Origin of the sequence: Pseudomonas sp. 2,4-D, from assembly GCF_030418155.1 — a bacterium.
GTDB classification, from domain to species: domain Bacteria; phylum Pseudomonadota; class Gammaproteobacteria; order Pseudomonadales; family Pseudomonadaceae; genus Aquipseudomonas; species Aquipseudomonas alloputida.
Map to the genome: position 1 here is coordinate 340,498 of NZ_JAUHUI010000001.1, position 24,935 is coordinate 365,432.

A 24,935-nucleotide genomic window follows, 5' to 3' on the forward strand; every position below is an offset into this window, starting at 1 on the left:
CCTGGCGATGATGCCTCTCCCTGGGCGGCAACGGCCAGTGCCGATGGTCTTGGCGCGCCTGCCGGTGCTAGGATACAAGGTCTTCATTCTAGACATTGCGCCGTCTGGCGCCTAGCTGCCCATGCCCAATACTCAATCGCCCTACAACGCTTTCGCCATGCTGCTCTCGAGCAATGGCCATCCTGTCACCCCGGCCGAACTGCACGGCCTGCTGATTGGCCGCAGCTGCGCCGGCGCCGGCTTCGATGCCGATGCCTGGTTGGCCGATGCCGCCCAACTGCTGGAAATCGAGCCTGGTGACAGTGTCCGCAATGCCTTGGTCGGCTTGCAGGAAATGGTCAAGGGTGAGCTGACCAGCGACGACATGGCGATTGTCCTGCTGCTGCCTTCCGATGATGCTGCACTGAGCGACCGCGCCACCGCGCTGGGCCAGTGGTGCCAAGGCTTCGTGACCGGTTTCGGCCTGAACGCTGGCGGTAAGGACTTGTCCGACGAGGCCAAGGAAGTGCTGCAGGACCTGGTGGCCATTTCGCAGGTCCAGGAAGCGCTCGAAGAGTCCGAGGACGGTGAGAGCGACTACATGGAAGTCATGGAATACCTGCGCGTGGCGCCCCTGCTGCTGTTCTCCGAGCTGGCCAAGCCGGCCGCACCCGCGCCCAAGCCCTCGCTGCACTGATCAACCAAGGGTAGTCTGCCCATGAGCCACATTCCCAAGGCCGAGTATGCCCGTCGGCGCAAGGCGCTGATGGCGCAGATGGTCCCCAACAGCATCGCCATTCTGCCCGCCGCTGCGGTTGCCATCCGCAACCGCGACGTCGAGCACGTGTACCGCCAGGACAGCGACTTCCAGTACCTCAGCGGCTTCCCGGAGCCCGAGGCGGTGATTGCTTTGATTCCAGGGCGTGAGCATGGCGAGTACGTGCTGTTCTGCCGTGAACGCAACCCCGAGCGCGAGCTGTGGGACGGCCTGCGGGCCGGCCAGGAAGGGGCGGTGCGCGATTTCGGCGCTGACGATGCCTTCCCCATCACGGATATCGACGAGATCCTGCCTGGCCTGATCGAAGGCCGCGAGCGGGTCTACAGCGCCATGGGCAGCAACCCGGAGTTCGACCGCCGTCTGATGGACTGGATCAACGTGATCCGCTCCAAGGCACGCCTGGGCGCCCAGCCACCGAACGAGTTCGTTGCGCTGGATCATCTGCTGCACGATATGCGCCTGTATAAATCGGCGGCGGAAGTGAAGGTGATGCGTGCTGCTGCAGACATTTCTGCGCGGGCCCATGTGCGGGCCATGCAGGCCTGCCGCGCCGGGCTGCACGAGTACAGCCTGGAAGCCGAGCTGGACTACGAATTTCGCAAGGGCGGGGCGAAGATGCCGGCCTACGGCTCGATCGTTGCGGCCGGGCGCAATGGCTGCATCCTGCACTATCAACAGAACGATGCGCCGCTCAAGGATGGCGACCTGGTGCTGATCGACGCCGGCTGCGAAATCGACTGCTATGCCAGCGACATCACCCGCACCTTCCCGGTCAGTGGGCGGTTTTCGCCAGAGCAGAAGGCCATCTACGAGCTGGTGCTCAAGGCTCAGGCGGCGGCGTTTGCCGAAATAGCCCCCGGCAAGCACTGGAACCACGCCCATGAGGCGACCGTGCGGGTCATCACCGCGGGCCTGGTGGAGCTGGGCTTGCTCGAAGGTGATGTGCAGGCGCTGATCGACAGCGAAGCGTATCGCGCCTTCTACATGCACCGCGCCGGGCACTGGCTGGGCATGGATGTGCACGACGTGGGCGAGTACAAGGTGGGCGGCGAGTGGCGGGTACTGGAACCTGGCATGGCGCTGACCGTGGAGCCGGGTATCTACATTGGCGCCGACAATCAGGCTGTGGCCAAAAAGTGGCGCGGCATTGGGGTAAGGATCGAGGACGACGTGGTAGTGACCAGGCAAGGTTGTGAAATCCTGACTTCGGGCGTGCCGCGTACGGTCGCCGAGATCGAGGCGCTGATGCAGGCTGCCCGCAAGGCCGTGGCATGAGCCGGGTAAACCTGGCGATCATCGGCGGTGGCCTGGTTGGCGCAAGCCTGGCTTTGGCCCTGCAGGCCGGCGCCAAGGCGCGCGGCTGGAAGATCCTGCTGATCGAGCCGTTCGCCCCCGGCGACAGCTACCAGCCCAGCTACGATGCGCGCTCGTCGGCATTGTCCTTCGGCACCCAGCAGATTTATCAGCAACTGGGCCTGTGGCAGGCCATCGGTCGCCGCGCCGAGCCTATTCGCCAGATTCACGTGTCCGACCGTGGTCGCTTTGGCGCCACCCGCCTGGATGCCCTGGAAGAGGGCGTACCGGCGCTGGGTTACGTGGTGGAAAACGCCTGGCTCGGCCAGTGCCTGTGGCAAGGGCTGGACAGCGAGGTGGTGAGCTGGCGCTGCCCGGCCGAAGTGACCTCAATGCAGGCCATCGAGCGCGGTTATCGCCTGCGGCTGAACGATGACACCCAGCTGGAATGTGACCTGGCGGTACTGGCCGATGGTGGCCGCTCTGGCCTGCGTGAGCAGTTGGGTATCCATGTGCGCCACACGCCGTACCAGCAGAGCGCGTTGATCGCCAACATTACCCCGGGTGAGGCCCACGGCGGCCAGGCTTTCGAGCGCTTCACCGAAGAGGGCCCCATGGCCTTGCTGCCGTTGCCGGAAAACCGCTGCGCACTGGTGTGGACCCGCCAGGGCATGGATGCGCGGCGTCTGGCCGACATCGACGAGCGCAGCTTCCTGCGCGAACTGCAGGGTGTGTTCGGATACCGCCTGGGCGCGCTGCGCCAGGTGGGCGCACGGCACCTCTACCCGCTGTCCTTGATCGAGGCCCAGGAGCAGGTGCGGCCGCACCTGGTGGTGCTGGGCAACGCAGCACACAGCCTGCACCCCATCGCGGGCCAGGGTTTCAATCTGTCGTTGCGTGATGTGCAGGCCCTGGCCGAAGCGCTGCTGGCGGGCCCACAGCAGCCTGGCGACCTGACCACGCTGCAGGCCTATCACCAGCGCCAGCGCCTGGACCAGGCAATGACCATCGGCTTCTCCGACCAGGTCACCCGCCTCTTCGGCAGCAATCAGCCGTTGCTGACGGCCGGGCGCAACCTTGGCCTGCTCGGGCTCGACCTGTTGCCACCGGCAAAAAGCTGGTTCGCACGCCAGGCGATGGGCCTGGGCACCCGCCCTGATCCGCGGGGCCAGGCATGAGCAACCCGCGTAAACTGGCGCGTCGGGCGCGCATGCTGCGCTGGATGCTGAACCTCTACCCACCGTACCTGGGTGCCGGTATCCGTGTGCAGCACATCAGCCCGGACCTGCGTAGTGTCAAGGTGGCGATGAAACTGACTCGCTGGAACCGCAATTACGTCGGTACCCAGTTCGGTGGCAGCCTGTATGCCATGGTCGACCCGTTCTACATGCTGTTGCTGATCGAGCAGCTGGGGCGCGACTACATCGTCTGGGACAAGGCCGCCAGCATCGATTTCATCTCGCCGGGCAAAGGCCCGGTTTATGCCGAATTCCACGTCGATGATGCGCTGCTGGACGAAATCCGCCAGCAGGCCGCCACCGGCAAGAAATGCCTGCCGCGTTTGCAGGTCGATATCCGCGATGGCGCCGGCGAGTTGGTGGCGCGGGTCGATAAAACCCTATACGTGCGGCTCAAGCCGCAAGCGAGGCAGGCGTAAGGCATGGAAATGCGCGCAGATCTGTTGATTGTCGGTGCCGGTATGGTCGGCAGCGCCCTGGCCTTGGCGTTGCGCCACAGTGGCCTGCAAATTCTGTTGCTCGATGGTGGCCCGCTGACGGTCGTACCCTTCGATGCCCAGGCTCCGTTCGAACCGCGTGTCAGCGCGCTATCGGCGGCCAGCCAGCGCATCCTCGAGCGCCTCGGCGCCTGGGACGGCATTGCCCAGCGGCGCGCCACGCCGTATTCCGACATGCATGTTTGGGATGGCAGCGGCACCGGTCAGATTCACTTCTCGGCGGCCAGTGTGCATGCCCAGGTGCTCGGCCATATCGTCGAGAACCGGGTGGTGCAGGACGGCCTGCTGGAGCGCCTGCACGACAGCGACATCGGCCTGCTGGCCAATGCGCGGCTGGAGCAATTACGTCGCTCCGGCGATGAGTGGCTGCTGACCCTGGCGGATGGCCGGCAACTGCGGGCACCGTTGGTGATCGCTGCCGACGGTGCCAATTCGGCGGTGCGGCGTCTGGCCGGCTGCGAAACCCGCGAATGGGATTACCTGCACCATGCCATTGTCACCAGCGTGCGTTGCAGCGCCGGGCACCAGGCCACGGCCTGGCAGCGCTTCACTGACGAAGGTCCGCTGGCGTTCCTGCCGTTGACCCGCGATGGTCAGCAGGACTGGTGCTCGATCGTCTGGTCGACCACCCCGGAGCATGCCGAGCAGCTGATGGCGATGGATGAAGCGGCCTTCCTGCAGGCCCTGGAGCGGGCCTTCGAAGGGCGTCTGGGGGAGGTGCTGCAGGCCGACCCACGGGTGTGCGTGCCGCTGCGCCAGCGTCACGCCAAGCGCTACGTAGATGAAGGCCTGGCCTTGATCGGTGATGCTGCACACACCATTCACCCGCTGGCCGGGCAGGGTGTGAACCTGGGCTTTCTCGACGCGGCGGTGCTGGCTGAGGTGCTGGTCAATGCTTGCGAGCGCGGCGAGAGACTGGCCGATGTGAAGGTGCTGAGCCGTTACGAGCGCCGGCGCATGCCACACAACCTGGCGTTGATGGCGGCGATGGAGGGCTTCGAGAGATTGTTCCAGGCTGATCCGCTGCCGTTGCGCTGGTTGCGCAACAGCGGGTTGAAACTGGTTGAGCAGATGCCGGAGGCCAAGGCGCTGTTTGTGCGCCAGGCGTTGGGTTTGAGTGGTGACCTGCCAGATCTGGCCAAGGCTTGAGAGTGGCGGGGCTGCGTAGCAGTCCTTTGCAACATCCGGTAACGCCTAGGTAGGTGAGCCAGAAAATGGGATTCACTACCATTCGCACCTCTCATACGATCGAGGAGTGCTTAAAATGTTGCCACGCAAGCCCCTACTGGCCGCCTTGGCCCTGACCCTGTTCGGCGGCACTGCCCAGGCAGCGGACGAAGTGGTGGTGTACTCCTCGCGCATCGACGAGCTGATCAAGCCGGTGTTCGATGCCTATACCGCCAAGACCGGGGTCAAGATCAAGTTCATCACCGACAAGGAAGCCCCGCTGATGCAGCGCATCAAGGCCGAGGGCGACAATGGTGTGGCCGACCTGCTGCTGACCGTCGATGCAGGCAACCTGTGGCAGGCCGAGCAGATGGGCATTCTGCAGCCGATCGAGTCCGACGTCATCGACCAGAACATCCCGGCGCAGTACCGCGCCTCGTCCCATGAGTGGACCGGCCTGAGCCTGCGCGCGCGCACCATCATCTACTCCACCGAGCGGGTCAAACCCGAGGAGTTGAGCACCTACGAAGCCCTGGCTGACAAACAGTGGGAAGGCCGTCTGTGCCTGCGCACGGCCAAGAAGGTGTACAACCAGTCGCTGACCGCCACCCTGATCGAAACCCACGGTGAGGCCAAGACCGAGAAAATCGTCAAAGGGTGGGTCAACAACCTGTCCACCGATGTGTTCTCCGACGACAACGCGGTGATCCAGGCCATCGAGGCCGGGCAGTGTGATGTGGGCGTGGTCAACACCTACTACTACGGCCGTCTGCACAAGCAGAACCCGAACCTGCCGGTGAAGATCTTCTGGCCCAATCAGGGTGACCGTGGCGTGCACGTGAACCTGTCGGGCATCGGCCTGACCAAGCATGCGCCACACCCGGAAGCCGCGAAGAAACTGGTGGAATGGATGACCGGCGAAGAAGCGCAAAAGCTTTTTGCTGATATCAACCAGGAGTTCCCGGCCAACCCGAAGGTGAAACCATCGGAGGAAGTGGCGGCGTGGGGCAGCTTCAAGGCCGATAGCATTCCGGTGGAAATTGCCGGCAAGCGCCAGGCTGAAGCCATTCGCCTGATGGATCGGGCTGGCTACAACTAAGCGCCAGGCTTTATCCTCTTTGGGCCCGTTAGGGCCCTTTCGCGGGTAAACCCGCTCCTACAGGATCTGCACTGCCTTTGAAGGCTGCGCGGTCCCTGTAGGAGCGGGTTTACCCGCGAACGACCGCAAAGCGGTCGCAAATCAGCCACAGAGACATTCAATTTGCCCCACACCCCCCAACGCCGCTGGTACCTCCCGGTCTCCCTGATCGCCGCCTTGGTGCTGCTGCCCCTGAGCGTGCTGCTGTTGTCCTGGCAATCCATCGACCTGCAGATCTGGTCCCACCTGCTCGACACCCAGATGGGGCGCCTGCTCGGCAATACCCTGACCCTGGTGGTGGGCGTGGGCATTGGTGTGACCGTGCTGGGCGTCAGCCTGGCCTGGCTTACCAGCCTCTGCGACTTCCCCGGTCGACGCTGGCTGGACTGGGCGCTGATGTTACCGTTCGCCATCCCGGCCTACGTGCTGGCGTTTGTCTTCGTCGGCCTGCTGGACTTTGCCGGCCCGGTGCAAAGCGCCCTGCGCGAGGTGTTTGGGCCAATGCGCCTGCCTCGGGTGCGTTCCACCGGTGGGGTAATCACCGTCCTGGTGCTGGTCTTCTATCCCTATGTCTACTTGTTGGCGCGCACGGCTTTCCTGGCTCAGGGCAAGGGCCTGATGGAGGCGGCGCGGGTACTTGGGTTATCGCCCCTGCAGGCTTTCTGGCGGGTGGCCTTACCCATGGCTCGGCCGGCGATCGGTGCCGGTATCGCCCTGGCGCTGATGGAAACCCTGGCTGACTTCGGTGCAGTGGCCGTATTCAACTTCGACACCTTCACCACAGCCATCTACAAGACCTGGTACGGCTTTTTCAGCTTGTCCAGTGCGGCCCAGCTGGCCAGCCTGCTGCTGCTGGCGGTGATGCTGGTGCTGTACGGCGAGCGCCGCGCCCGCGGTGCCAGTCGGAGCGGCAACGAACGGCCGCGCGCGCAGGCGCTTTATCACCTGCGTGGTCTCAAGGCACTGTTGGCCAGTGGCTGGTGCCTGCTGGTGTTCGCCTGCGCTTTCGTCATCCCGCTGTTGCAGTTGCTGGTGTGGTTCTGGCAACGCGGTCGGCATGACCTGGATGAGCGTTATGTCGGCCTGGTGCTGCACACCCTGTACCTGGGCAGCATGGCGGCGCTGGTCACGGTATGTGTGGCGCTGCTGCTGGCCTTTGCCCGGCGCCAGGCACCGACGGGCGGTATCCGCGCCGGGGTTGGCCTGGCCAATCTGGGGTATGCCCTGCCCGGTTCGGTGTTGGCGGTATCGATCATGCTGGCCTTCAGTTACCTCGACAACCACCTGGTCATCCCGTTGTCCAGCTGGCTGGGTGGCGCCGGCAAGCCGCTGCTGCTAGGTAGCCTCTCGGCGTTGCTGCTGGCCTACCTGGTGCGCTTCATCGCGGTGGCCTACGGACCGCTGGAGAGCAGCCTGGAGCGCATCCGCCCGTCACTCCCTGAAGCCTCGCGCAGCCTGGGTGTTGGCGGCACAAGATTGTTTTTCAAGGTGTATCTACCGCTGCTGGTGCCGGGGGCACTTAGCGCCGCGCTGCTGGTATTCGTCGATGTGCTCAAGGAAATGCCCGCCACCTTGCTGATGCGGCCGTTCGGCTGGGACACCCTCGCCGTGCGGGTGTTTGAGATGACCAGCGAAGGCGAGTGGGCGCGAGCCTCGCTGCCGGCACTGACCTTGGTATTGGTGGGGCTGCTGCCGGTCATCGGCCTGATTCGCCGTTCGGCACGTCGACCCGGTCACAGTCACTGAGGATGTCAGTTTGCGACCTTGCGGCTACAATGCGCGGCATTCGCGCGGCGGGTGTGAGTAACAAGAAAAGCTGACGACCCAACGTCATCGACCGCCGCCGCTTCGCCACGCCCGGAAGGAGAAACCCATGGGACAGCGCACGCTTTTGTATGACCTGCACCTGGCGTTAGGCGCCAAGACGGTCGATTTCGGTGGCTGGGACATGCCCCTGCACTATGGCTCGCAGGTCGAGGAGCACCACCAGGTGCGCAGCGATTGCGGCGTCTTCGATGTCTCCCATATGACCGTGATCGATGTTGACGGCACTGATGCCACTGTTTGGCTGCAGCACTTGCTGGCCAACGACGTGGCCCGCCTCGACGACACCGGCAAGGCGCTGTATAGCCCACTGCTGAACGAACAGGGCGGGGTGATCGATGATCTGATCGTCTACCGCACTGAAACCGGCTATCGCCTGGTCACCAACGCCGCCACCCGTGCCAAGGTGCTCGATTGGCTGCAATCGCAGCGTGCCGGTTTTTCCGTGGACTTCCAGGTTCGCCCTGATTTGGCCATCCTTGCCATCCAGGGGCCGCGGGCCCGCGAAAAGGTCGCGGCCCTGCTCAGCCCCGCGCGCGCTGCACTCATCCGCGAACTGCGCCCGTTCGAGGGCGTTGCCGACGGCGACTGGTTCATTGCCCGCACCGGCTATACCGGCGAGGACGGCCTGGAGATCATCTTCCCGGGCGATCAGGCGGTGGCCTTCTTCAACGACCTGGTCGGCGCCGGTATCGCCCCAAGCGGCCTGGGCGCCCGCGATACCCTGCGCCTGGAAGCCGGCATGAACCTGTACGGCCAGGACATCGACGAAAACCACACCCCGCTCACCTCCAACCTGGGCTGGAGCATCGCCTGGGAACCGGCCGAGCGCAACTTCATCGGCCGTGTCGGCCTGCTTGCGGAAATCGAGCACGGCGTGCAGGAAAAACTGGTGGGTCTGGTGCTGGAAGAGCGTGGTGTACTGCGCGCCCATCAGGTCGTGCGTGTAGCCGGCATTGGCGAAGGGGAGATCACCAGTGGTAGTTTCTCGCCTACGCTGAGCAAGTCCATTGCGTTGGCGCGCGTGCCTATGGCTACCGGTGATCGGGCCGAGGTGGAAATTCGCGGCAAGTGGTACCCGGTGCGGGTGGTCAAACCGACCTTCGTGCGCCACGGCAAGATCCTGATCTGAACAATTTATAACCGGCGGGCGTACCGCTGAGCCAATCGAGGAATTCAAGACATGAGCAATATCCCCGCCGAACTGCGTTTTGCCGAAAGCCATGAGTGGGCTCGCCTGGAAGCCGACGGCAGTGTGACCGTGGGTATCAGCGATCACGCCCAGCAAGCCTTGGGTGATGTGGTGTTCGTCGAATTGGCGGAAGTCGGCAAAGTGTTTGGCGCTGGCGACCCTGCGGGTGTAGTTGAGTCGGTCAAGGCCGCTTCGGACATCTACGCCCCGGTCGGTGGCGAAGTGATTGCGGTCAACGAAGAGTTGGCTGAGAACCCGGAACTGCTCAACGAAGAGCCTTACGATTCGTGGATCTTCAAATTGAAGCCAAGCAACCCGGCCGAGCTGGACAACTTGCTGGATGCGGCTGGCTACCAGGCGCTGATTGGCGAGTAAGACCGCGTCGCCTGCTTCGCGGCTAAAGCCGCTCCTACACAGGTGCAGCGCTGCACTCGAGACGGGTGCAGCCCCTGTAGGAGCGGCTTTAGCCACGAAGAGGCCGGGCCTGCAAACAAGTTTCCCCGCACAATCGGCAATCCCTTCCTAGACTTGTAAGTCTCCATGAGACCTGGTCTAGGAAGAGAGCGTCGTCATGTCCCAGTCGCCATCCCTGCATCAACTGCAAGAGCTCAACCCATTTCTGCGTCGCCACCTGGGCCCCGATGCCACAGAGCAGCAGGCCATGCTCAACGCGCTGGGTATCGCCAGCCGCAAGGAGCTGATCGAGCAGACCGTTCCGCCAGACATCCGCCTCAATCGCCCCCTCGACCTCCCAGCGGCACTGGACGAGCAAGCCGCCCTGGCCAAGCTCGCCGGTTATGCCGAACAGAACCAGGTTTGGACCAGTCTCATCGGCATGGGCTACCACGGCACCATCACCCCCACGGTCATCCTGCGCAACGTGCTGGAAAACCCCGGTTGGTATACCGCCTACACGCCCTATCAACCCGAAATTGCCCAAGGCCGGCTGGAGGCGCTGCTGAACTTCCAGCAAATGGTCATCGACCTCACCGGCCTGCCTCTGGCCAATGCCTCGCTGCTCGATGAAGCCACCGCTGCCGCCGAAGCCATGGCCCTGGCCAAGCGGGTGGCACGCAACAAGAGCAACGCCTTCTTTGCCGACGAGCACTGCCATCCGCAGACCCTATCGGTACTCAAGACCCGCGCCGAAGGCTTCGGCTTCGAGCTGATCGTCGATTCTGTGGATAACCTTGCCAAACACTCGGTGTTCGGCGCTTTGCTGCAGTACCCCGACACCCACGGCGAAGTGCGCGATTTGCGCCCGCTGATTGACCAGTTGCACAGCCAGCAGGCCTTGGCCTGCGTAGCCGCTGACCTGCTGAGCCTGGTGGTGCTGGCACCGCCCGGAGAGCTGGGCGCCGATGTGGTGCTGGGCTCGACCCAGCGCTTTGGTGTGCCGATGGGCTACGGCGGGCCTCACGCGGCCTATTTCGCCTGTCGCGACGACTACAAGCGGGCCATGCCGGGGCGCATCATCGGCGTGTCGCGCGATGCCCGTGGCAACACCGCGTTACGGATGGCCCTGCAGACCCGCGAGCAGCATATTCGCCGCGAAAAGGCCAACTCCAACATCTGCACGGCCCAGGTGCTGCTGGCCAACATTGCTGGCTTCTACGCGGTGTACCACGGCCCGGAAGGCCTGCAACGCATCGCTCAGCGTGTGCACCGGCTGACCTTCATCCTGGCTGCCGGCCTTGAGGCCAAAGGCATCAAACGCCTCAATCAGCACTTCTTCGACACCCTTACCCTGAATGTTGGCGGTGCCCAGGCGGCCATCATTGAAAGCGCCGAGGCCGCGCACATCAATTTGCGCATCCTCGGTCGCGGGCACCTGGGCGTGAGCCTGGACGAAACCTGCAACGAACAGACGGTGCTGCGCCTGCTCGACATCTTCCTGGGGGTGGATCATGGCCTGGAAATCACCGCCCTCGACCAGTTGGCCCTGCCTGAAGGCATACCCGCCAGCCTGGTGCGACGCACGTCATTCCTCGGCCACCCGGTGTTCAACCTGCATCACAGCGAAACAGAGATGCTGCGCTACCTCAAGCAGCTAGAGAACAAGGACCTGGCGCTGAATCAGTCGATGATCCCGCTGGGCTCGTGCACCATGAAACTCAACGCCACCAGTGAGATGATCCCCATCACCTGGCCCGGTTTTGCCCAGCTGCACCCGTTCGCCCCGGCGGCCCAGGCGGCAGGCTACAAGGCGATGATCGACGAACTGGAAAGCTGGCTGTGCGCGATCACCGGCTTCGATGCGATCTGCATGCAGCCCAACTCCGGTGCTCAGGGTGAATACGCCGGCCTGATGGCCATTACGCGCTATCACTGCAGCCGCCACCAGCCGATGCGCACGTTGTGCCTGATCCCGTCGTCGGCCCACGGCACCAACCCGGCATCGGCACAGATGGCCGGCATGGAAGTGGTGATCGTTGATTGCGACAACGATGGCAACGTCGACCTGGCTGACCTCAAAGCCAAGGCACGCGCGGCCGGGGAGCGTCTGTCGTGCCTGATGATTACCTACCCCTCGACCCACGGCGTGTACGAGGAGGGGATACGCGAAATCTGCGATGTGGTGCACCAGCACGGCGGCCAGGTTTACATGGACGGTGCCAACCTCAACGCCCAGGTGGGCCTGGCGCGCCCCGCAGACATTGGGGCCGATGTTTCACACATGAACTTGCACAAGACGTTCTGCATTCCCCACGGCGGCGGCGGCCCGGGTATGGGGCCGATCGGTATCCGCGCGCACCTCAAGCCGTTCGTCGCCAGCCATCCGGTGGTGCCGGTGCCTGGGTTGGACCCGAACAACAGCGCGGTCAGCGCCGCGCCCTGGGGCAGCGCAAGCATCTTGCCGATCAGCTGGATGTACATCGCCATGATGGGCCCGCAGCTGGCCGACGCCAGCGAGGTGGCTATCCTTTCGGCCAACTACCTGGCCAGCCAGTTGGGCGCGGCGTTCCCGGTGCTCTACCGTGGGCGCAACCAGCGCGTGGCGCATGAATGCATCCTCGACCTGCGGCCGTTGAAGGCACTGACAGGCATAAGCGAAGAGGACGTGGCCAAGCGCCTGATGGACTATGGCTTCCACGCACCGACCATGTCGTTCCCGGTGCCGGGTACGTTGATGGTGGAGCCGACCGAGAGTGAATCGAAGGCCGAGCTGGACCGGTTCGTCGAGGCGATGCTGGCGATACGGGCGGAAATTGACGAAGTACAGCAGGACAACTGGCCAGCGGAGAACAACCCGCTGAAACATGCACCGCATACCTTGGCTGATGTGTTGGGGGTATGGGACAGGCCGTATAGCCTGGAGCAGGCGGTGGCCCCCAGTGCTCACGTGCGCCAGCACAAATACTGGCCGGCGGTGAACCGGGTAGACAACGTGTATGGGGACAGGAACCTGTTCTGTGCGTGTGTGCCGGTGGAGGCTTATCGCTAAGGTTGGTGTTGGATGCTTCGCGGGTGCCTGTAGAGCGGGTTTACCCGCGAAGCAGGCGACGCGGTTACTCGGCTACTGCATTTTTGGCCAGGATGGCATTGGCCAACTCCATGTCGGAAGCCTGCATCCCTGGGTTCTCTGCCCGTGCCTCGCGCATGGCCGCTTCCAGGAACGGCCCGCGGATCGCGCCTTCGCTGGCGACGAAGCTGCTGGCGTCATCCTGCGCGGCCACTACCAGCTTGTGATCCCGCGAGGTCAGGTAGCTCGATGCCGTGGTAGCACCGGAAGTCATCACGTTACGCCAGAAGGTATCGGCCATGGCCGAGCCAATAGGCAGCGAAAGCAAGGTAGCGGCGGCAATGGCGGTTTTGAGACGCATGTTGAAACACCTCGAAGGGTGATGGTTGAAGATGCGCGCTTGGATCTTTTCGGACAAGGCAAGTTCCTTGAATACAAAGGACTTTTCGTCAGTTGCAGACGCGCAGCACTTCCTCGGCACGGGTCTGCCCAGCGGCTACTTTGGCCTCGCCGCAATGGCGCAGGTCAACCAGGCCATCGGCCAGCGCCTGGCGCCGCAAACAGGTCAGGTCGGCATCAGGGCCGATCAATGCGCGCAAGGTATCGCTGGGCTCGAGCAGTTCGAATAATCCCGTGCGCCCCTGAAAACCGGTGCCGCGGCAGGCTCGGCAGGTGGCTGATGAACCTGTCTGGCAGTCGGTGCAGACGGTTCGCACCAGGCGCTGGGCCATCACCCCGATAAGCGTCGCCTTGATCAGGTAGTCGGCCACACCCAGCTCTTGCAAACGGGTGATTGCTGCGCAGGCGTCGTTGGTATGCAGGGTCGATAGCACCAGGTGCCCGGTCAGCGCTGCCTGCACCGCCACCAGAGCGGTTTCGCGGTCGCGGATTTCGCCGATCATGATGATGTCGGGGTCTTGGCGCAGCATGGCCCTGACCGCGTTGGCAAACCCCAGGTCCAGCGCGGGCTGTACCTGCAGCTGGTTGAAGGCTGGCTCCAGGCGCTCGATCGGGTCTTCGATGGTGCACAGGTTGACCTGTGGGGTGGCCAGCAGTTTGAGGCTGGTGTACAGCGTGCTGGTTTTGCCGGAGCCGGTGGGGCCGGTGACCAGGATGATGCCTTGGCGCTGACGAAGCAGGCGCTGCCATTGGGCCAGTTGCTGGCCGTGCAGGCCAAGGCGGTCGAAGCCCTCTTGCAACTGTTGCGGGTCGAACAGGCGCAGCACCAGTTTCTCGCCAAACGGGGTGGGCAGGGTCGAAAGCCGCAGCTCCACTTCGCCACCCCCGGGTAGGCGACTTTGCAGCCGGCCGTCCTGCGGCCGGCGCTTCTCGGCAACGTCCATGCGGCCCAGGTGTTTCAGGCGGCTGACGAGGGCCAGGGTGACCCCGGCGGGGAAGGCATAGACGGTGTGCAGCAGGCCATCGATACGGTAGCGCAGCTGGCCCTGTTCGCGGCGTGGTTCCAGGTGGATATCACTGGCGCGTTGCTCGATGGCGTATTGCAACAGCCAGTCGACGATATGCACGATATGCGCGTCGTCTGCGCTGGCCTCGGCCTGGCGTTTGCCCAGCTCAAGCAATTGCTCAAGTTCCCCCAGGCTGGCCGACTGCTGGTATTGCGCGCCTTTTACCGACTGGGCCAGGCGGTGGAACGACTGCGCTGACTGACGGATCTGCTGCGGGCTGGCCAGTACGCGACGGATCGACCGGCCGAGGCTGCGGGCCAGGTCGGCCTGCCAGTCATCCTGGAAAGGCTGGGCGCTGGCGACGGTGACGCTGCAGGCATCAGCCGCGACGATGAGGATGCCGTGGCGCTGGGCGAAGGCTGGGGAGATCAGGCCGGTGACCTGGGGCAGGTCGAGTTGCATGGGGTCGATGCGCAGGTAGGGTTGGCCGACCTTGTCGGCCAGCCACTGGCAAAGGTGCTCCAGGTCCAGGGGCTGGCCGGGGTGCTGGCGGCTTTCCAGGCTGCAGGCGGCGATGCGTTCCAGCGGGTGGCTAGCGGGGTGGGCGGCGGCGTGTTCGAGTACTTGCAGGGTATCGCTGGCGTGCAGGTGCTGGTCAGCGAGCAGGGCCTGGAGCACGCGCTTGAGGTCGAGTGCCAGGTTGTCGGGGGTGTGCATGGTTGGCGTCCGTGCCTGATCGGGTAGTGTTGATCAAGGCTAGCCGGGCGGCGGGTGGCTATCGGAGGTGAAAGGTTTCGGGATTTTGCTGCGCCTGTCCCGGACGCTTCGCGGGTGAACCCGCTCCTACAGGGATCGCACGGGCCTTGAGTGCCATGCGGTACCGGCCCGGCAGAGAGGGTGGTTCAGACCACTGCCAACGCCACTCGCTGCAAGTTGGTCAGGCTCACCTCACCCACACACACCAGGTTACGCAGCTTCTGTGCAATGACCTCGGCCCGGTGCCAGCTCAACCCGCCAATGCCAATTTCGATATCCAGCCAGTCATCCTGCTGGCTGACCTCCACGCTATGCGGGGTCAGGAACTGCAAGGCGAACAGGTTGAGCACCCGGCACAGGCTATCGGGCTCGGCCTCGGCCTGCAGGCGATAGTGCACGGTGCTGTGGGCGTTGGTGGCGGCCCAGGCGTCGGTACGGGGCTGTGCGTTCATGCTGGTCTCCGCAAATGAGGGAGAAATTCTTGCACGTTGCTGGCGGTATTTTTTCGCTATGATTGGGGGATTTCGCCCTATTTGTGAATTCTTTTATCCAAAAATATCTAAGATGGAGCATAAATAATGCACAGCGAGCTGGACACCTACGACCGTCGCATCCTCGAGCTGCTGCAGGAGGACGCTTCGCTGTCCAGTGCACAGATCGCCGAGCGCGTCGGGCTGTCGCAATCGCCGTGCTGGCGGCGCATTCAGCGCTTGAAGGAAGAGGGGGTGATTCGTGGGCAGGTGACCTTGCTGGACCGCAAGAAGGTCGGCCTGAACACGCAGATTTTCGCCGAAGTGAAACTGAACGCCCATGGGCGCTCCAACTTTACCGAGTTCACCGAGGCGATCCGCGGGTTCCCTGAGGTGCTGGAGTGTTATGTGCTGATGGGGGCCGTGGACTTTCTGCTGCGAATCGTCACGTCGGACATCGAGGCCTACGAGCGGTTCTTCTTCGAAAAATTGTCGAACGTGCCGGGGATTCAGGAGGTGAACTCGATTGTGGCGCTTTCCGAGATCAAGTCCACCACTAGCCTGCCGCTATCGCGTTAAGGATATTCGCGGGTAAACCCGCTCCTACACCGGTGAGGCCATTCGCGGGTAAACCCGCGCCTACACCGGCCTCACGCCTGACGCGAACCTTTGTAGGAGCGGGTTTACCCGCGAAGCAGGCGACGCGGTATCACGCCTTGAGCAGGTGCTTCCAGCCGCGGCTCTGGTCCACCGCTCGAGCCTGTTCGATACGCGCTTCCAGCACTTCATCGCTGATGGGCTGCTCGGCCAGCTCGTGCAGCTTTTTCAGGTCGCCGTACAAGCGGTCCATCTGCGGCGCTTCCAGCACCTGGCGGGCGTGGTGCAGCCAGGCCAGAAGCTGCTCGATACGTGGCAGCTGCTCGGCCAGGTCTTCCGGGCGCTGGGTGTACAGCGGCAGCTTCAGCGCGCGGCCTTCCTCGCCCAGCAGGTGCCCCAGCCAGCTGGCCAGTTGCGCCTTGCCCTGGCGTTCGCCGCGGCCCTTGCGCTCTGCGGTCCAGGTCCGGGCCATCAGCCAGCGTGAGGTTTCCAGCGAGAACTGGCCCCAGCGTACGTCTTCCAGTTCTTCGGCAAACTGCTCGGGCGCGGCGCGACGGATGTCTTCGTCATCGTTGCCGGCCTGAACCAGCGGGCGCCAGTCTTCAAGCAAGGCATCAAGGCTGGCGCGCAGGTCGCGGGTGGTGGCGCGCGGTGCCGCCTGGCCCAGGCTGGCGGTGAGTGCGCGCAGCTCGCTCAGGCACTCGACCCAGTCCTGGAGCAGGCGCCAGTGGCCGTTGTGGCGGTACTGCTCGGCCAGGCGCTGGCTGCTGCCCAGCAGTTGCCAGGCGAGGGCGGCATAGGCGTCGTCCAAGGCCATTTCGGCTTCCAGCGCGGTATGCGGCAGGTCCAGCTCGTAGCTGTCCGGTTCCAGCAGGCGGTAACCGCGCTCAGCCTTGCTGATGTCGCACGGCATCAGTGGCAGGCTGGCGGCCAGTTCTGCGGCCAGTTCCAGCAGGGCTTGCGGTTCACCTTCACGCAGTTCCAGTTCCAGCTCGCAGATCTCTTCCTTGCGCTTGCCGGCGATCACGAAGCCTTGGTCCAGCGCGGCCTCGATCACCACCTTGCTCTTGCCACGGCCCCAGGCGATTTCAGCGTATTCACGGCTGAAGTCGGTGGTGAACAGCGGCTTGATGGTTTTCTTGTCCAGGTTGGCCAGTTGCTCGGGCCAGCAGGTGGCGTCCAGCTTCTTCAGGTCGAGCTTGACCTTGTCCAGGTTCCATTCGTACTCGTTGCGCTCGGACAGGCCAGCCACGCTCTGGCCGCGGCACTTGAGGGTTTGGATGACAGCGTCGCCATCGCGGCGCAGGCGCAGGGCGACACGGGCGGCGGACAGCTCACGCTCGGGGGTGTCGAAGTACTGGTTGAGCAGTTCACGGGTCTGCCAGCCGGACTTGTTGCGCTTTTTCAGCAGAGGGTGCTCGCGCAGTGCGGCAAGGGTCTCGCGGCTGGCGCGGAGCTTCAGTTCGGTTTCTTTGTGCATCACAGACTCGAAAGAGGGGGCGTGGTTGGCAGAGAGTCTACAGCAGTCAGCCCTCAACGGTTTATTCCAGACAGCGGATAGTCCTATGATGGGCAACGTTTCCGAGGAGTACGGGCATGCCGTTGCCGACGCTGAAAGACCAGTTTGCCGCCTTGATCGCCGCGCCTTCGGTCAGCTGTACCCAACCTGCGCTGGACCAGTCCAACCGCCAGGTTATCGACCTGCTGGCCGGTTGGCTGAGCGACCTGGGTTTCAAGTGCGATATCCAGCAGGTCACTCCCGGCAAGTTCAACCTGCTGGCCAGTCGTGGCACCGGCCCGGGAGGGCTGGTGCTGGCCGGGCACAGCGATACCGTGCCCTATGACGAGCAACTGTGGGCCAGCGACCCGCTGAAGCTGACCGAGACCGATGGCCGTTGGGTCGGCCTGGGCAGCTGCGACATGAAGGGCTTCTTTGCCCTGGTCATCGAAGCGGTCATCCCCCTGCTGGAGCACGACTTCAAGGAGCCGCTGCTGATCCTTGCCACCTGCGACGAGGAAAGCTCCATGTCCGGCGCCCGTGCCCTGGCCGAGGCCGGCCAGCCACTGGGCCGTGCAGCGATAATCGGTGAGCCTACCGGGCTGCGGCCGATCCGCATGCACAAGGGCATCCTCATGGACCGTATCGACATCCTCGGTCGCAGCGGCCATTCGTCGGACCCAAGCCTGGGCCGCAGCGCCATGGAGGCCATGCATGCGGTCATGGGCGAGCTGATGGGCCTGCGCCAGCAGTGGCAACAAACCTATAGCAACCCGCAATTCACCGTGCCGACCCCGACCATGAACTTCGGCTGCATCCATGGCGGCGACAACCCCAACCGTATCTGCGGCCAGTGCGCCCTGGAGTTCGACCTGCGGCCGCTGCCGGGCATGGACGTGGACCAGCTGCGCGCGGCCATTCGCGAAAAGCTGGTACCCGTGGCCGAGCGCCATGAGGTGCGCATCGACTATGCGCCGCTGTTCCCGGAGGTGCCGCCGTTCGAGCAGGCTGCCGATGTCGAACTGGTACAGGTCGCGGAGCGCCTGACCGGCCATCGCGCTGAAGCGGTGGCGTTCGGCACCGAAGCACCTTATCTTCAGCAACTGGGCTGCCAGACCATCGTGCTGGGCCCTGGCGACATCGCCTGCGCCCACCAGCCCGGCGAATACCTTGAAATGTCACGAATCGAGCCTACCGTGCGTCTATTGCGTGACCTGATCCGGCACTATTGCCTGCACTAAACGTCAATCGAACTGATTCGTTCCTGCCTAGAGGAGACCGCGCGTGACCGCAAGCCTGTTCCGACGATGATCCTGAACGCCCCCTGCATCGCCGTTCTCCGTCCACTTATCCACAGGCCCTGTCATGCCCGATTACGTCAACTGGCTGCGTCATGCATCCCCCTATATCAATGCCCATCGCGACTGCACCTTCGTGGTCATGCTCCCTGGCGATGGGGTGGAACACCCTAATTTCGGCAACATCGTCCACGACCTGGTGCTGCTGCACAGTCTGGGCGTGCGGCTGGTGCTGGTGCATGGCTCGCGCCCGCAGATCGAAAGCCGGCTGGCCGATCGCGGCCTGACCCCGCACTATCACCGGGGCATGCGTATTACTGATGCGGCTACCCTGGATTGCGTGATCGATGCCGTCGGCGCCCTGCGCCTGGCCATTGAAGCGCGGCTGTCGATGGACATCGCCGCTTCGCCGATGCAGGGCTCGCGCCTGCGCGTGGCCTCCGGCAACCTGGTCACCGCGCGGCCGATCGGCGTGCTCGAAGGCGTGGACTACCACCACACTGGCGAAGTGCGGCGGGTCGACCGCAAGGGCATCAGCCGCCTCCTCGACGAGCGCTCCATCGTGCTGTTGTCGCCCTTGGGCTACTCGCCTACCGGGGAAATCTTCAACCTGGCCTGCGAAGACGTGGCTACCCGTGCGGCCATCGAACTGGGCGCCGACAAGTTGCTGCTGTTCGGCGCCGAGCCGGGCCTGTTGGACGCTGACGGTAGGCTGGTGCGTGAACTGCGCCCGCAGCAGGTTGCTCCGCATTTGCAGCGTCTAGGCAGCGATTACCAAGGCGAACTGCTGGATGCTGCGGCCGAGGCTTGCAAAGGCGGTGTGGCGCGCAGCCATATCGTCAGCTATGCCGAGGACGGCGCGCTGCTCACCGAGCTGTTCACCCGGGGCGGTGGCGGTACGCTGGTGTCGCAGGAGCAGTTCGAAGTGGTGCGCGAGGCGACCATTGAGGACGTCGGTGGCCTGCTGGAGTTGATCAGCCCGCTGGAAGAGCAGGGCATCCTGGTGCGCCGTTCGCGCGAAGTGCTGGAGCGAGAGATCGAGCAGTTCAGCGTGGTCGAGCGCGAGGGCATGATCATCGCCTGTGCGGCGCTGTACCCGATTGCCGATTCCGAAGCCGGGGAGCTGGCTTGCCTGGCGGTGAACCCGGAGTACCGCCATGGCGGGCGTGGCGATGAGCTGCTGGAACGCATCGAGAGTCGGGCACGGCAGATGGGCTTGAGTACTTTGTTCGTGCTGACTACGCGCACTGCGCACTGGTTCCGCGAGCGCGGCTTTGCGCCGAGTGGTGTGGAGCGGCTGCCGGCGGCGCGGGCTTCGCTGTACAACTACCAGCGCAATTCGAAGATTTTCGAGAAGCCCCTGTAAGCCTGGGCCGCCCTCTTCGCGGGCACGCCCGCTCCCACAGGTAAGCCACAGGCTTCAGCCCTCGAAATTACCCTGTGGGAGCGGGCGAGCCCGCGAAGAGGGCGACACCGGTCTTAAACAAAAACGACGCCCTTGAGGGGCGGCGTTTTTGTTTACACGGTATGCAGGTACCAGTTGTACTCGAGGTCGGAGATCGAGTGCTCGAACTCTTCCAGCTCGCTTTCCTTGCACGCGACAAAGATGTCGATGTACTTCGGATCGATGTACTTGTTGAGGATCTCGCTGTCGTCCAGCTCGCGCAGGGCATCGCGCAGGTTGTTCGGCAGGCTCTGCTCCAGCTGCTCGTACGAGTTGCCTTCGATCGGCGCGCCTGGCTCGATCTTGTTGGTCAGGCCATGGTGCACGCCAGCCAGTACAGCAGCCATCATCAGGTACGGGTTGGCGTCGGCACCGGCGACGCGGTGCTCGATGCGCACTGCATCGGCCGAGCCGGTCGGTACGCGCAGCGCTACGGTGCGGTTGTCCAGGCCCCAGCTTGGCGCGTTCGGCACGTAGAACTGCGCGCCAAAGCGGCGGTACGAGTTGACGTTCGGGCAAAGGAATGCCATGGACGCGGGCAGGGTCTCGAGCACACCGCCGACAGCGTGACGTAGCGCGGCGTTCTGCTCGGGATCCTCGCTGGTGAAGATGTTGTTGCCATCTTTGTCCAGCACGGAAATGTGCACGTGCAGGCCGTTGCCTGCCTGGCCCGGGTAGGGCTTGGCCATGAAGGTGGTGTCCATTTCATGGTCGTAGGCGATGTTCTTGATCAACCGCTTGAGCAGTACCGCGTAGTCGCAGGCCTTGAGCGGGTCCGCCACGTGGTGCAGGTTGACTTCGAATTGCGCCGGGGCGCTTTCCTTGACGATGGCGTCGGCCGGGATGCCTTGTTCTTTCGCGCCTTCGAGGATGTCCTGCAGGCAGTCGGCATACTCGTCGAGGTCGTCGATCAGGTACACCTGGGTCGACTGTGGGCGTTTGCCCGAAATTGGCGAGCGCGGCGGCTGCGGGCGGCCATTCACGTTCTCCTGATCGATCAGGTAGAACTCCAGCTCGAATGCGGCGCAGATGGTCAGGCCCATATCGGTGAACTTGCTCACCACTTGGCGCAGCACTTCACGCGGGTCGGCGAAGAACGGCTCGCCTTCCAGCTCGTGCATGGTCATCAGCAGCTGGGCGGTAGGGCGTTTTTGCCACGGCTCATTACAGAGCGTGTCGGGGATTGGATAGCAGATGCGGTCAGCATCGCCGATGTCCAGGCCCAGCCCGGTGCTTTCGACGGTGGAACCGTTGATGTCCAGGGCAAAGAGGGAGGCCGGCAGGTTGATGCCTTTCTCGTAAACCTTGTGGAGGCTGGTGCGCTCTATGCGCTTGCCACGCACCACACCATTCATATCTGCAATCAGAAGGTCAACGTAGAGAACCTCAGGATGTTCCTTAAGGAACGCGTTCGCTTCGTTAAGCTGAACGGCACGCGGGGGTACCGACATGATGCAACACCTTTGTTGTTAAAAATATCAATCAAGGGGGGCTTGCAAGACCAGTCAATCGAAAAGAGATACTGATGTCAAGCCAACCCCATGATGCCCTGAAATGGCACATCTACGGCAGATTTGCTGCATATCGGGGCAATCCATTATCCGCTATTTCCCGCGTAAAGGGCTATCTCCGGTGCGCCGTGTTTTATTTTTTACGGAGGTGTTGTGTAAAAAAATGAACAAGGCTAAGCTCGGTTTCAACCCAGAACACAATAATACGAGGGTCACATGGTCCGCTTGCCGCGACCTGAAAGCATTGCCTGCGCAGTGCCATCGGGTACATCCGTCGTTTTTGCAAGCTTCGTCTATGGCGTGGTCGCCCTGGCCGCAATAATTGACGTTTCGCGTTCCCGGACCGGTCCTCGCAGCGGCTTGCCGCCTTTCGCTTCGCCTTCCTGCCTTTTGAACTCATTACGGACACAGCTGATTTCAGTGTATCCACTGTGGCTCTGCGCGTGGGTTTTTGCTTTAGCAATCGACTCCATCCAGAATCAAGTCGCGGACCACCTTACCTCCTGAGGTATTTATGAGTAACAACCTCGACCAGCTCACCGATTGGTTGAAAGAGCACAAGATCACCGAAGTCGAATGCATGATCAGCGACCTGACCGGCATCACGCGCGGCAAGATTTCGCCAACCAACAAATTCATCGCTGAAAAAGGCATGCGGCTGCCCGAGAGCGTGCTGCTGCAGACCGTGACCGGCGATTACGTCGACGACGACATCTATTACGAACTGCTCGACCCTGCAGACATCGACATGATCTGCCGCCCTGACGAGAACGCCGTGTTCCTCGTGCCGTGGGCCATCGAGCCGACCGCACAAGTCATCCACGACACCTACGACAAGAAGGGCAACCCGGTCGAACTGTCGCCGCGCAACGTGCTGAAGAAAGTGCTCAAGCTATATGCTGACAAGGGCTGGCAGCCGATCGTCGCACCGGAGATGGAGTTCTACCTGACCAAGCGCAGCGAAGACCCGGACTTCCCGCTGCAGCCCCCGGTAGGCCGTTCCGGTCGCCCGGAAACCGGCCGTCAGTCGTTCTCGATCGAAGCTGCCAACGAATTCGACCCGCTTTTCGAAGACGTCTACGACTGGTGCGAGCTGCAGCAACTGGACCTCGACACGCTGATCCACGAGGACGGCACGGCGCAGATGGAAATCAACTTCCGTCACGGCGACGCCCTGCACCTGGCCGACCAGATCCTGGTGTTCAAGCGCACCATGCGCGAGGCGGCGCTCAAACACAACGTGGCTGCCACCTTCATGGCCAAACCGATGACCGGCGAGCCGGGCAGTGCCATGCACCTGCACCAGAGTGTGGTCGACGTGGCCACCGGCAAGAACATCTTCAGCAATGAAGACGGCAGCATGAGTGAGCTGTTCCTCAACCACATTGGCGGCCTGCAGAAGTTCATCCCCGAGGCGCTGCCGCTGTTCGCGCCCAACGTCAACTCGTTCCGCCGCTTCCTGCCCGACACCTCGGCGCCGGTAAACGTGGAGTGGGGCGAAGAAAACCGCACCGTCGGCCTGCGTGTACCGGATGCCGGCCCACAAAGCCGGCGCGTCGAAAACCGCCTGCCGGGCGCCGACGCCAACCCATACCTGGCCATCGCCGCCAGCCTGCTGTGTGGCTACATCGGCATGGTCGAAGGCATTGAGGCCAGCGCGCCAGTGCAGGGCCGTGGTTACGAACGCCGCAACCTGCGCCTGCCCCTGACCATCGAAGACGCCTTGGAGCGCATGGAAAACAGCCGTGCGCTGGTGCAGTACCTGGGCAAGAAATTCATCACCGGGTATGTCGCTACCAAGCGCGCCGAGCATGAAAACTTCAAGCGCGTCATCAGTTCCTGGGAGCGTGAGTTCCTGCTGTTCGCTGTCTGATCAACCCTGGTGCCGCAGAAGCGCGGCGGTCCAATAACGGAGAAGCACATGAGCGTCAACAACCCGCAAACCCGTGAATGGCAAACCCTGAGCGGGGAGCATCACCTCGCACCTTTCAGTGACTACAAGCAGCTGAAGGAGAAGGGGCCGCGCATCATCACCAAGGCCCAGGGTGTGCATTTGTGGGATAGCGAGGGGCACAAGATCCTCGACGGCATGGCCGGTCTGTGGTGCGTGGCGGTCGGCTACGGCCGTGAGGAGCTGGTGCAGGCGGCAGAGAAACAGATGCGTGAGCTGCCGTACTACAACCTGTTCTTCCAGACCGCTCACCCGCCTGCGCTCGAGCTGGCCAAGGCGATCACCGACGTGGCGCCGAAAGGTATGACCCATGTGTTCTTCACCGGCTCCGGCTCCGAAGGCAACGACACTGTACTGCGCATGGTGCGTCACTACTGGGCGCTGAAGGGAAAACCGCACAAGCAGACCATCATCGGCCGCATCAACGGTTACCACGGCTCCACCTTCGCCGGTGCATGCCTGGGCGGCATGAGCGGCATGCACGAGCAGGGTGGCCTGCCGATCCCGGGCATCGTCCACATCCCTCAGCCGTACTGGTTCGGCGAGGGTGGCGACATGACCCCTGACGAATTCGGTGTCTGGGCCGCCGAGCAGTTGGAGAAGAAGATCCTCGAAGTCGGCGAGGACAACGTCGCTGCCTTCATCGCCGAGCCGATCCAGGGCGCTGGCGGTGTGATCATCCCGCCGGAAACCTACTGGCCGAAGGTGAAGGAGATCCTCGCCAGGTACGACATTCTGTTCGTCGCCGACGAGGTGATCTGCGGCTTCGGCCGTACCGGCGAGTGGTTTGGCTCTGACTACTACGACCTCAAGCCCGACCTGATGACCATCGCGAAAGGCCTGACCTCCGGTTACATCCCCATGGGCGGTGTGATCGTGCGTGACACCGTGGCCAAGGTGATCAGCGAAGGCGGCGACTTCAACCACGGTTTCACCTACTCCGGCCACCCGGTGGCGGCCGCGGTGGGCCTGGAAAACCTGCGCATTCTGCGTGACGAGAAAATTGTCGAGAAGGCGCACACGGAAGCGGCACCGTATTTGCAAAAGCGTTTGCGCGAGCTGCAAGACCATCCACTGGTGGGTGAAGTGCGCGGCCTGGGCATGCTGGGTGCGATCGAGCTGGTCAAGGACAAGGCCACCCGCAGCCGTTACGAGGGCAAGGGCGTTGGCATGATCTGTCGCACCTTCTGCTTCGAGAACGGCCTGATCATGCGTGCGGTGGGTGACACCATGATCATCGCGCCGCCGCTGGTAATCAGCCATGCGGAGATCGACGAACTGGTGGAAAAGGCGCGCAAGTGCCTGGACCTGACCCTTGAGGCGATTCGATAAGCGTTTGCTAGGCTAGCGTTGTGACATTAAGTCGTTACATGGCCCTGCTTTCCTTGATACAGGGCCTTGTAACTTGCCAGACTAGCGACTGTTTCAGTCGCCG

Annotated in this window: 20 protein-coding genes; 15 read left to right on the forward strand and 5 right to left on the reverse strand. The window is 63.2% G+C overall.

Annotated features, from left to right (window positions below):
• Window positions 1-121 precede the first annotated feature (121 nt).
• From QYE47_RS01630 to gcvP, 10 genes are all read left to right on the forward strand, one after another.
• Complete coding sequence (locus tag QYE47_RS01630; RefSeq protein WP_014592797.1) at window positions 122-676, forward strand: YecA family protein; 555 nt, start codon at window positions 122-124, stop codon at window positions 674-676.
• 21 nt (window positions 677-697) lie between these two features.
• Window positions 698-2,032, forward strand: a complete 1,335-nt coding sequence (gene pepP / locus QYE47_RS01635) for a Xaa-Pro aminopeptidase (RefSeq protein WP_003253692.1) — start codon at window positions 698-700, stop codon at window positions 2,030-2,032.
• Complete coding sequence (gene ubiH / locus QYE47_RS01640; RefSeq protein WP_014592796.1) at window positions 2,029-3,228, forward strand: 2-octaprenyl-6-methoxyphenyl hydroxylase; 1,200 nt, start codon at window positions 2,029-2,031, stop codon at window positions 3,226-3,228. Before pepP ends, ubiH begins: the two co-directional genes overlap by 4 nt.
• Complete coding sequence (locus QYE47_RS01645; protein WP_010955722.1) at window positions 3,225-3,707, forward strand: DUF4442 domain-containing protein; 483 nt, start codon at window positions 3,225-3,227, stop codon at window positions 3,705-3,707. Before ubiH ends, QYE47_RS01645 begins: the two co-directional genes overlap by 4 nt.
• Window positions 3,708-3,716: 9 nt before the next feature.
• The gene (locus QYE47_RS01650; RefSeq protein ID WP_162912022.1) at window positions 3,717-4,934 is read left to right on the forward strand and encodes a 2-octaprenyl-3-methyl-6-methoxy-1,4-benzoquinol hydroxylase; all 1,218 of its coding nucleotides are present in this window, start codon (window positions 3,717-3,719) and stop codon (window positions 4,932-4,934) included.
• Window positions 4,935-5,049: 115 nt separating this feature from the next.
• Window positions 5,050-6,051: an extracellular solute-binding protein gene (locus QYE47_RS01655; protein ID WP_014592794.1), complete on the forward strand. Its 1,002-nt coding sequence runs from the start codon at window positions 5,050-5,052 to the stop codon at window positions 6,049-6,051.
• Between the two features lie 162 nt (window positions 6,052-6,213).
• Complete coding sequence (locus QYE47_RS01660; RefSeq protein ID WP_041167110.1) at window positions 6,214-7,836, forward strand: iron ABC transporter permease; 1,623 nt, start codon at window positions 6,214-6,216, stop codon at window positions 7,834-7,836.
• Window positions 7,837-7,963: 127 nt separating this feature from the next.
• Window positions 7,964-9,046, forward strand: coding sequence for a glycine cleavage system aminomethyltransferase GcvT (gene gcvT / locus QYE47_RS01665; RefSeq protein WP_014592792.1), 1,083 nt, complete (start codon window positions 7,964-7,966; stop codon window positions 9,044-9,046).
• A gap of 51 nt (window positions 9,047-9,097) precedes the next feature.
• Complete coding sequence (gcvH, locus tag QYE47_RS01670) at window positions 9,098-9,481, forward strand: glycine cleavage system protein GcvH (RefSeq protein ID WP_014592791.1); 384 nt, start codon at window positions 9,098-9,100, stop codon at window positions 9,479-9,481.
• A 196-nt stretch (window positions 9,482-9,677) separates the two neighbouring features.
• Entirely contained in the window at window positions 9,678-12,551 is a 2,874-nt protein-coding gene (gene gcvP / locus QYE47_RS01675; RefSeq protein WP_019437293.1) for an aminomethyl-transferring glycine dehydrogenase, read from the forward strand.
• A 64-nt stretch (window positions 12,552-12,615) separates the two neighbouring features.
• Here gcvP and QYE47_RS01680 read toward each other — a convergent pair whose 3' ends face one another.
• From QYE47_RS01680 to QYE47_RS01690, 3 genes are all read right to left on the reverse strand, one after another.
• On the reverse strand, window positions 12,616-12,930 hold the full coding sequence (locus tag QYE47_RS01680) for a DUF2388 domain-containing protein (RefSeq protein ID WP_004575834.1): 315 nt from the start codon (window positions 12,928-12,930) through the stop codon (window positions 12,616-12,618).
• 88 nt (window positions 12,931-13,018) lie between these two features.
• The gene (locus QYE47_RS01685; protein ID WP_070384451.1) at window positions 13,019-14,692 is read right to left on the reverse strand and encodes a GspE/PulE family protein; all 1,674 of its coding nucleotides are present in this window, start codon (window positions 14,690-14,692) and stop codon (window positions 13,019-13,021) included.
• Window positions 14,693-14,877: 185 nt separating this feature from the next.
• Window positions 14,878-15,183 (reverse strand): hypothetical protein, encoded by a 306-nt coding sequence (locus QYE47_RS01690; protein WP_070384450.1) that lies wholly within the window; start codon window positions 15,181-15,183, stop codon window positions 14,878-14,880.
• Between the two features lie 126 nt (window positions 15,184-15,309).
• Between QYE47_RS01690 and QYE47_RS01695 the strand changes: the two genes are divergently transcribed.
• Entirely contained in the window at window positions 15,310-15,780 is a 471-nt protein-coding gene (locus tag QYE47_RS01695; protein WP_014592787.1) for an Lrp/AsnC family transcriptional regulator, read from the forward strand.
• Window positions 15,781-15,910: 130 nt separating this feature from the next.
• Here the strand turns inward: QYE47_RS01695 and QYE47_RS01700 are convergent, their stop codons facing one another.
• Window positions 15,911-17,278, reverse strand: coding sequence for a CYTH domain-containing protein (locus QYE47_RS01700; RefSeq protein ID WP_003253720.1), 1,368 nt, complete (start codon window positions 17,276-17,278; stop codon window positions 15,911-15,913).
• 116 nt (window positions 17,279-17,394) lie between these two features.
• Between QYE47_RS01700 and argE the strand changes: the two genes are divergently transcribed.
• Both argE and argA read left to right on the forward strand, forming a co-directional pair.
• A complete protein-coding gene (argE, locus tag QYE47_RS01705; RefSeq protein ID WP_014592785.1) occupies window positions 17,395-18,537 on the forward strand; it encodes an acetylornithine deacetylase in 1,143 nt (380 codons plus the stop codon).
• Window positions 18,538-18,661: 124 nt separating this feature from the next.
• The gene (gene argA, locus QYE47_RS01710) at window positions 18,662-19,960 is read left to right on the forward strand and encodes an amino-acid N-acetyltransferase (RefSeq protein WP_003253723.1); all 1,299 of its coding nucleotides are present in this window, start codon (window positions 18,662-18,664) and stop codon (window positions 19,958-19,960) included.
• 152 nt (window positions 19,961-20,112) lie between these two features.
• Here argA and QYE47_RS01715 read toward each other — a convergent pair whose 3' ends face one another.
• Entirely contained in the window at window positions 20,113-21,489 is a 1,377-nt protein-coding gene (locus QYE47_RS01715; protein WP_014592784.1) for a glutamine synthetase family protein, read from the reverse strand.
• A 574-nt stretch (window positions 21,490-22,063) separates the two neighbouring features.
• On the opposite strand from QYE47_RS01715, the gene QYE47_RS01720 reads away from it, so the two are divergent.
• Complete coding sequence (locus QYE47_RS01720) at window positions 22,064-23,422, forward strand: glutamine synthetase family protein (RefSeq protein ID WP_003253727.1); 1,359 nt, start codon at window positions 22,064-22,066, stop codon at window positions 23,420-23,422.
• A 48-nt stretch (window positions 23,423-23,470) separates the two neighbouring features.
• Entirely contained in the window at window positions 23,471-24,832 is a 1,362-nt protein-coding gene (locus QYE47_RS01725) for an aspartate aminotransferase family protein (RefSeq protein WP_014592783.1), read from the forward strand.
• Window positions 24,833-24,935 lie beyond the last annotated feature (103 nt).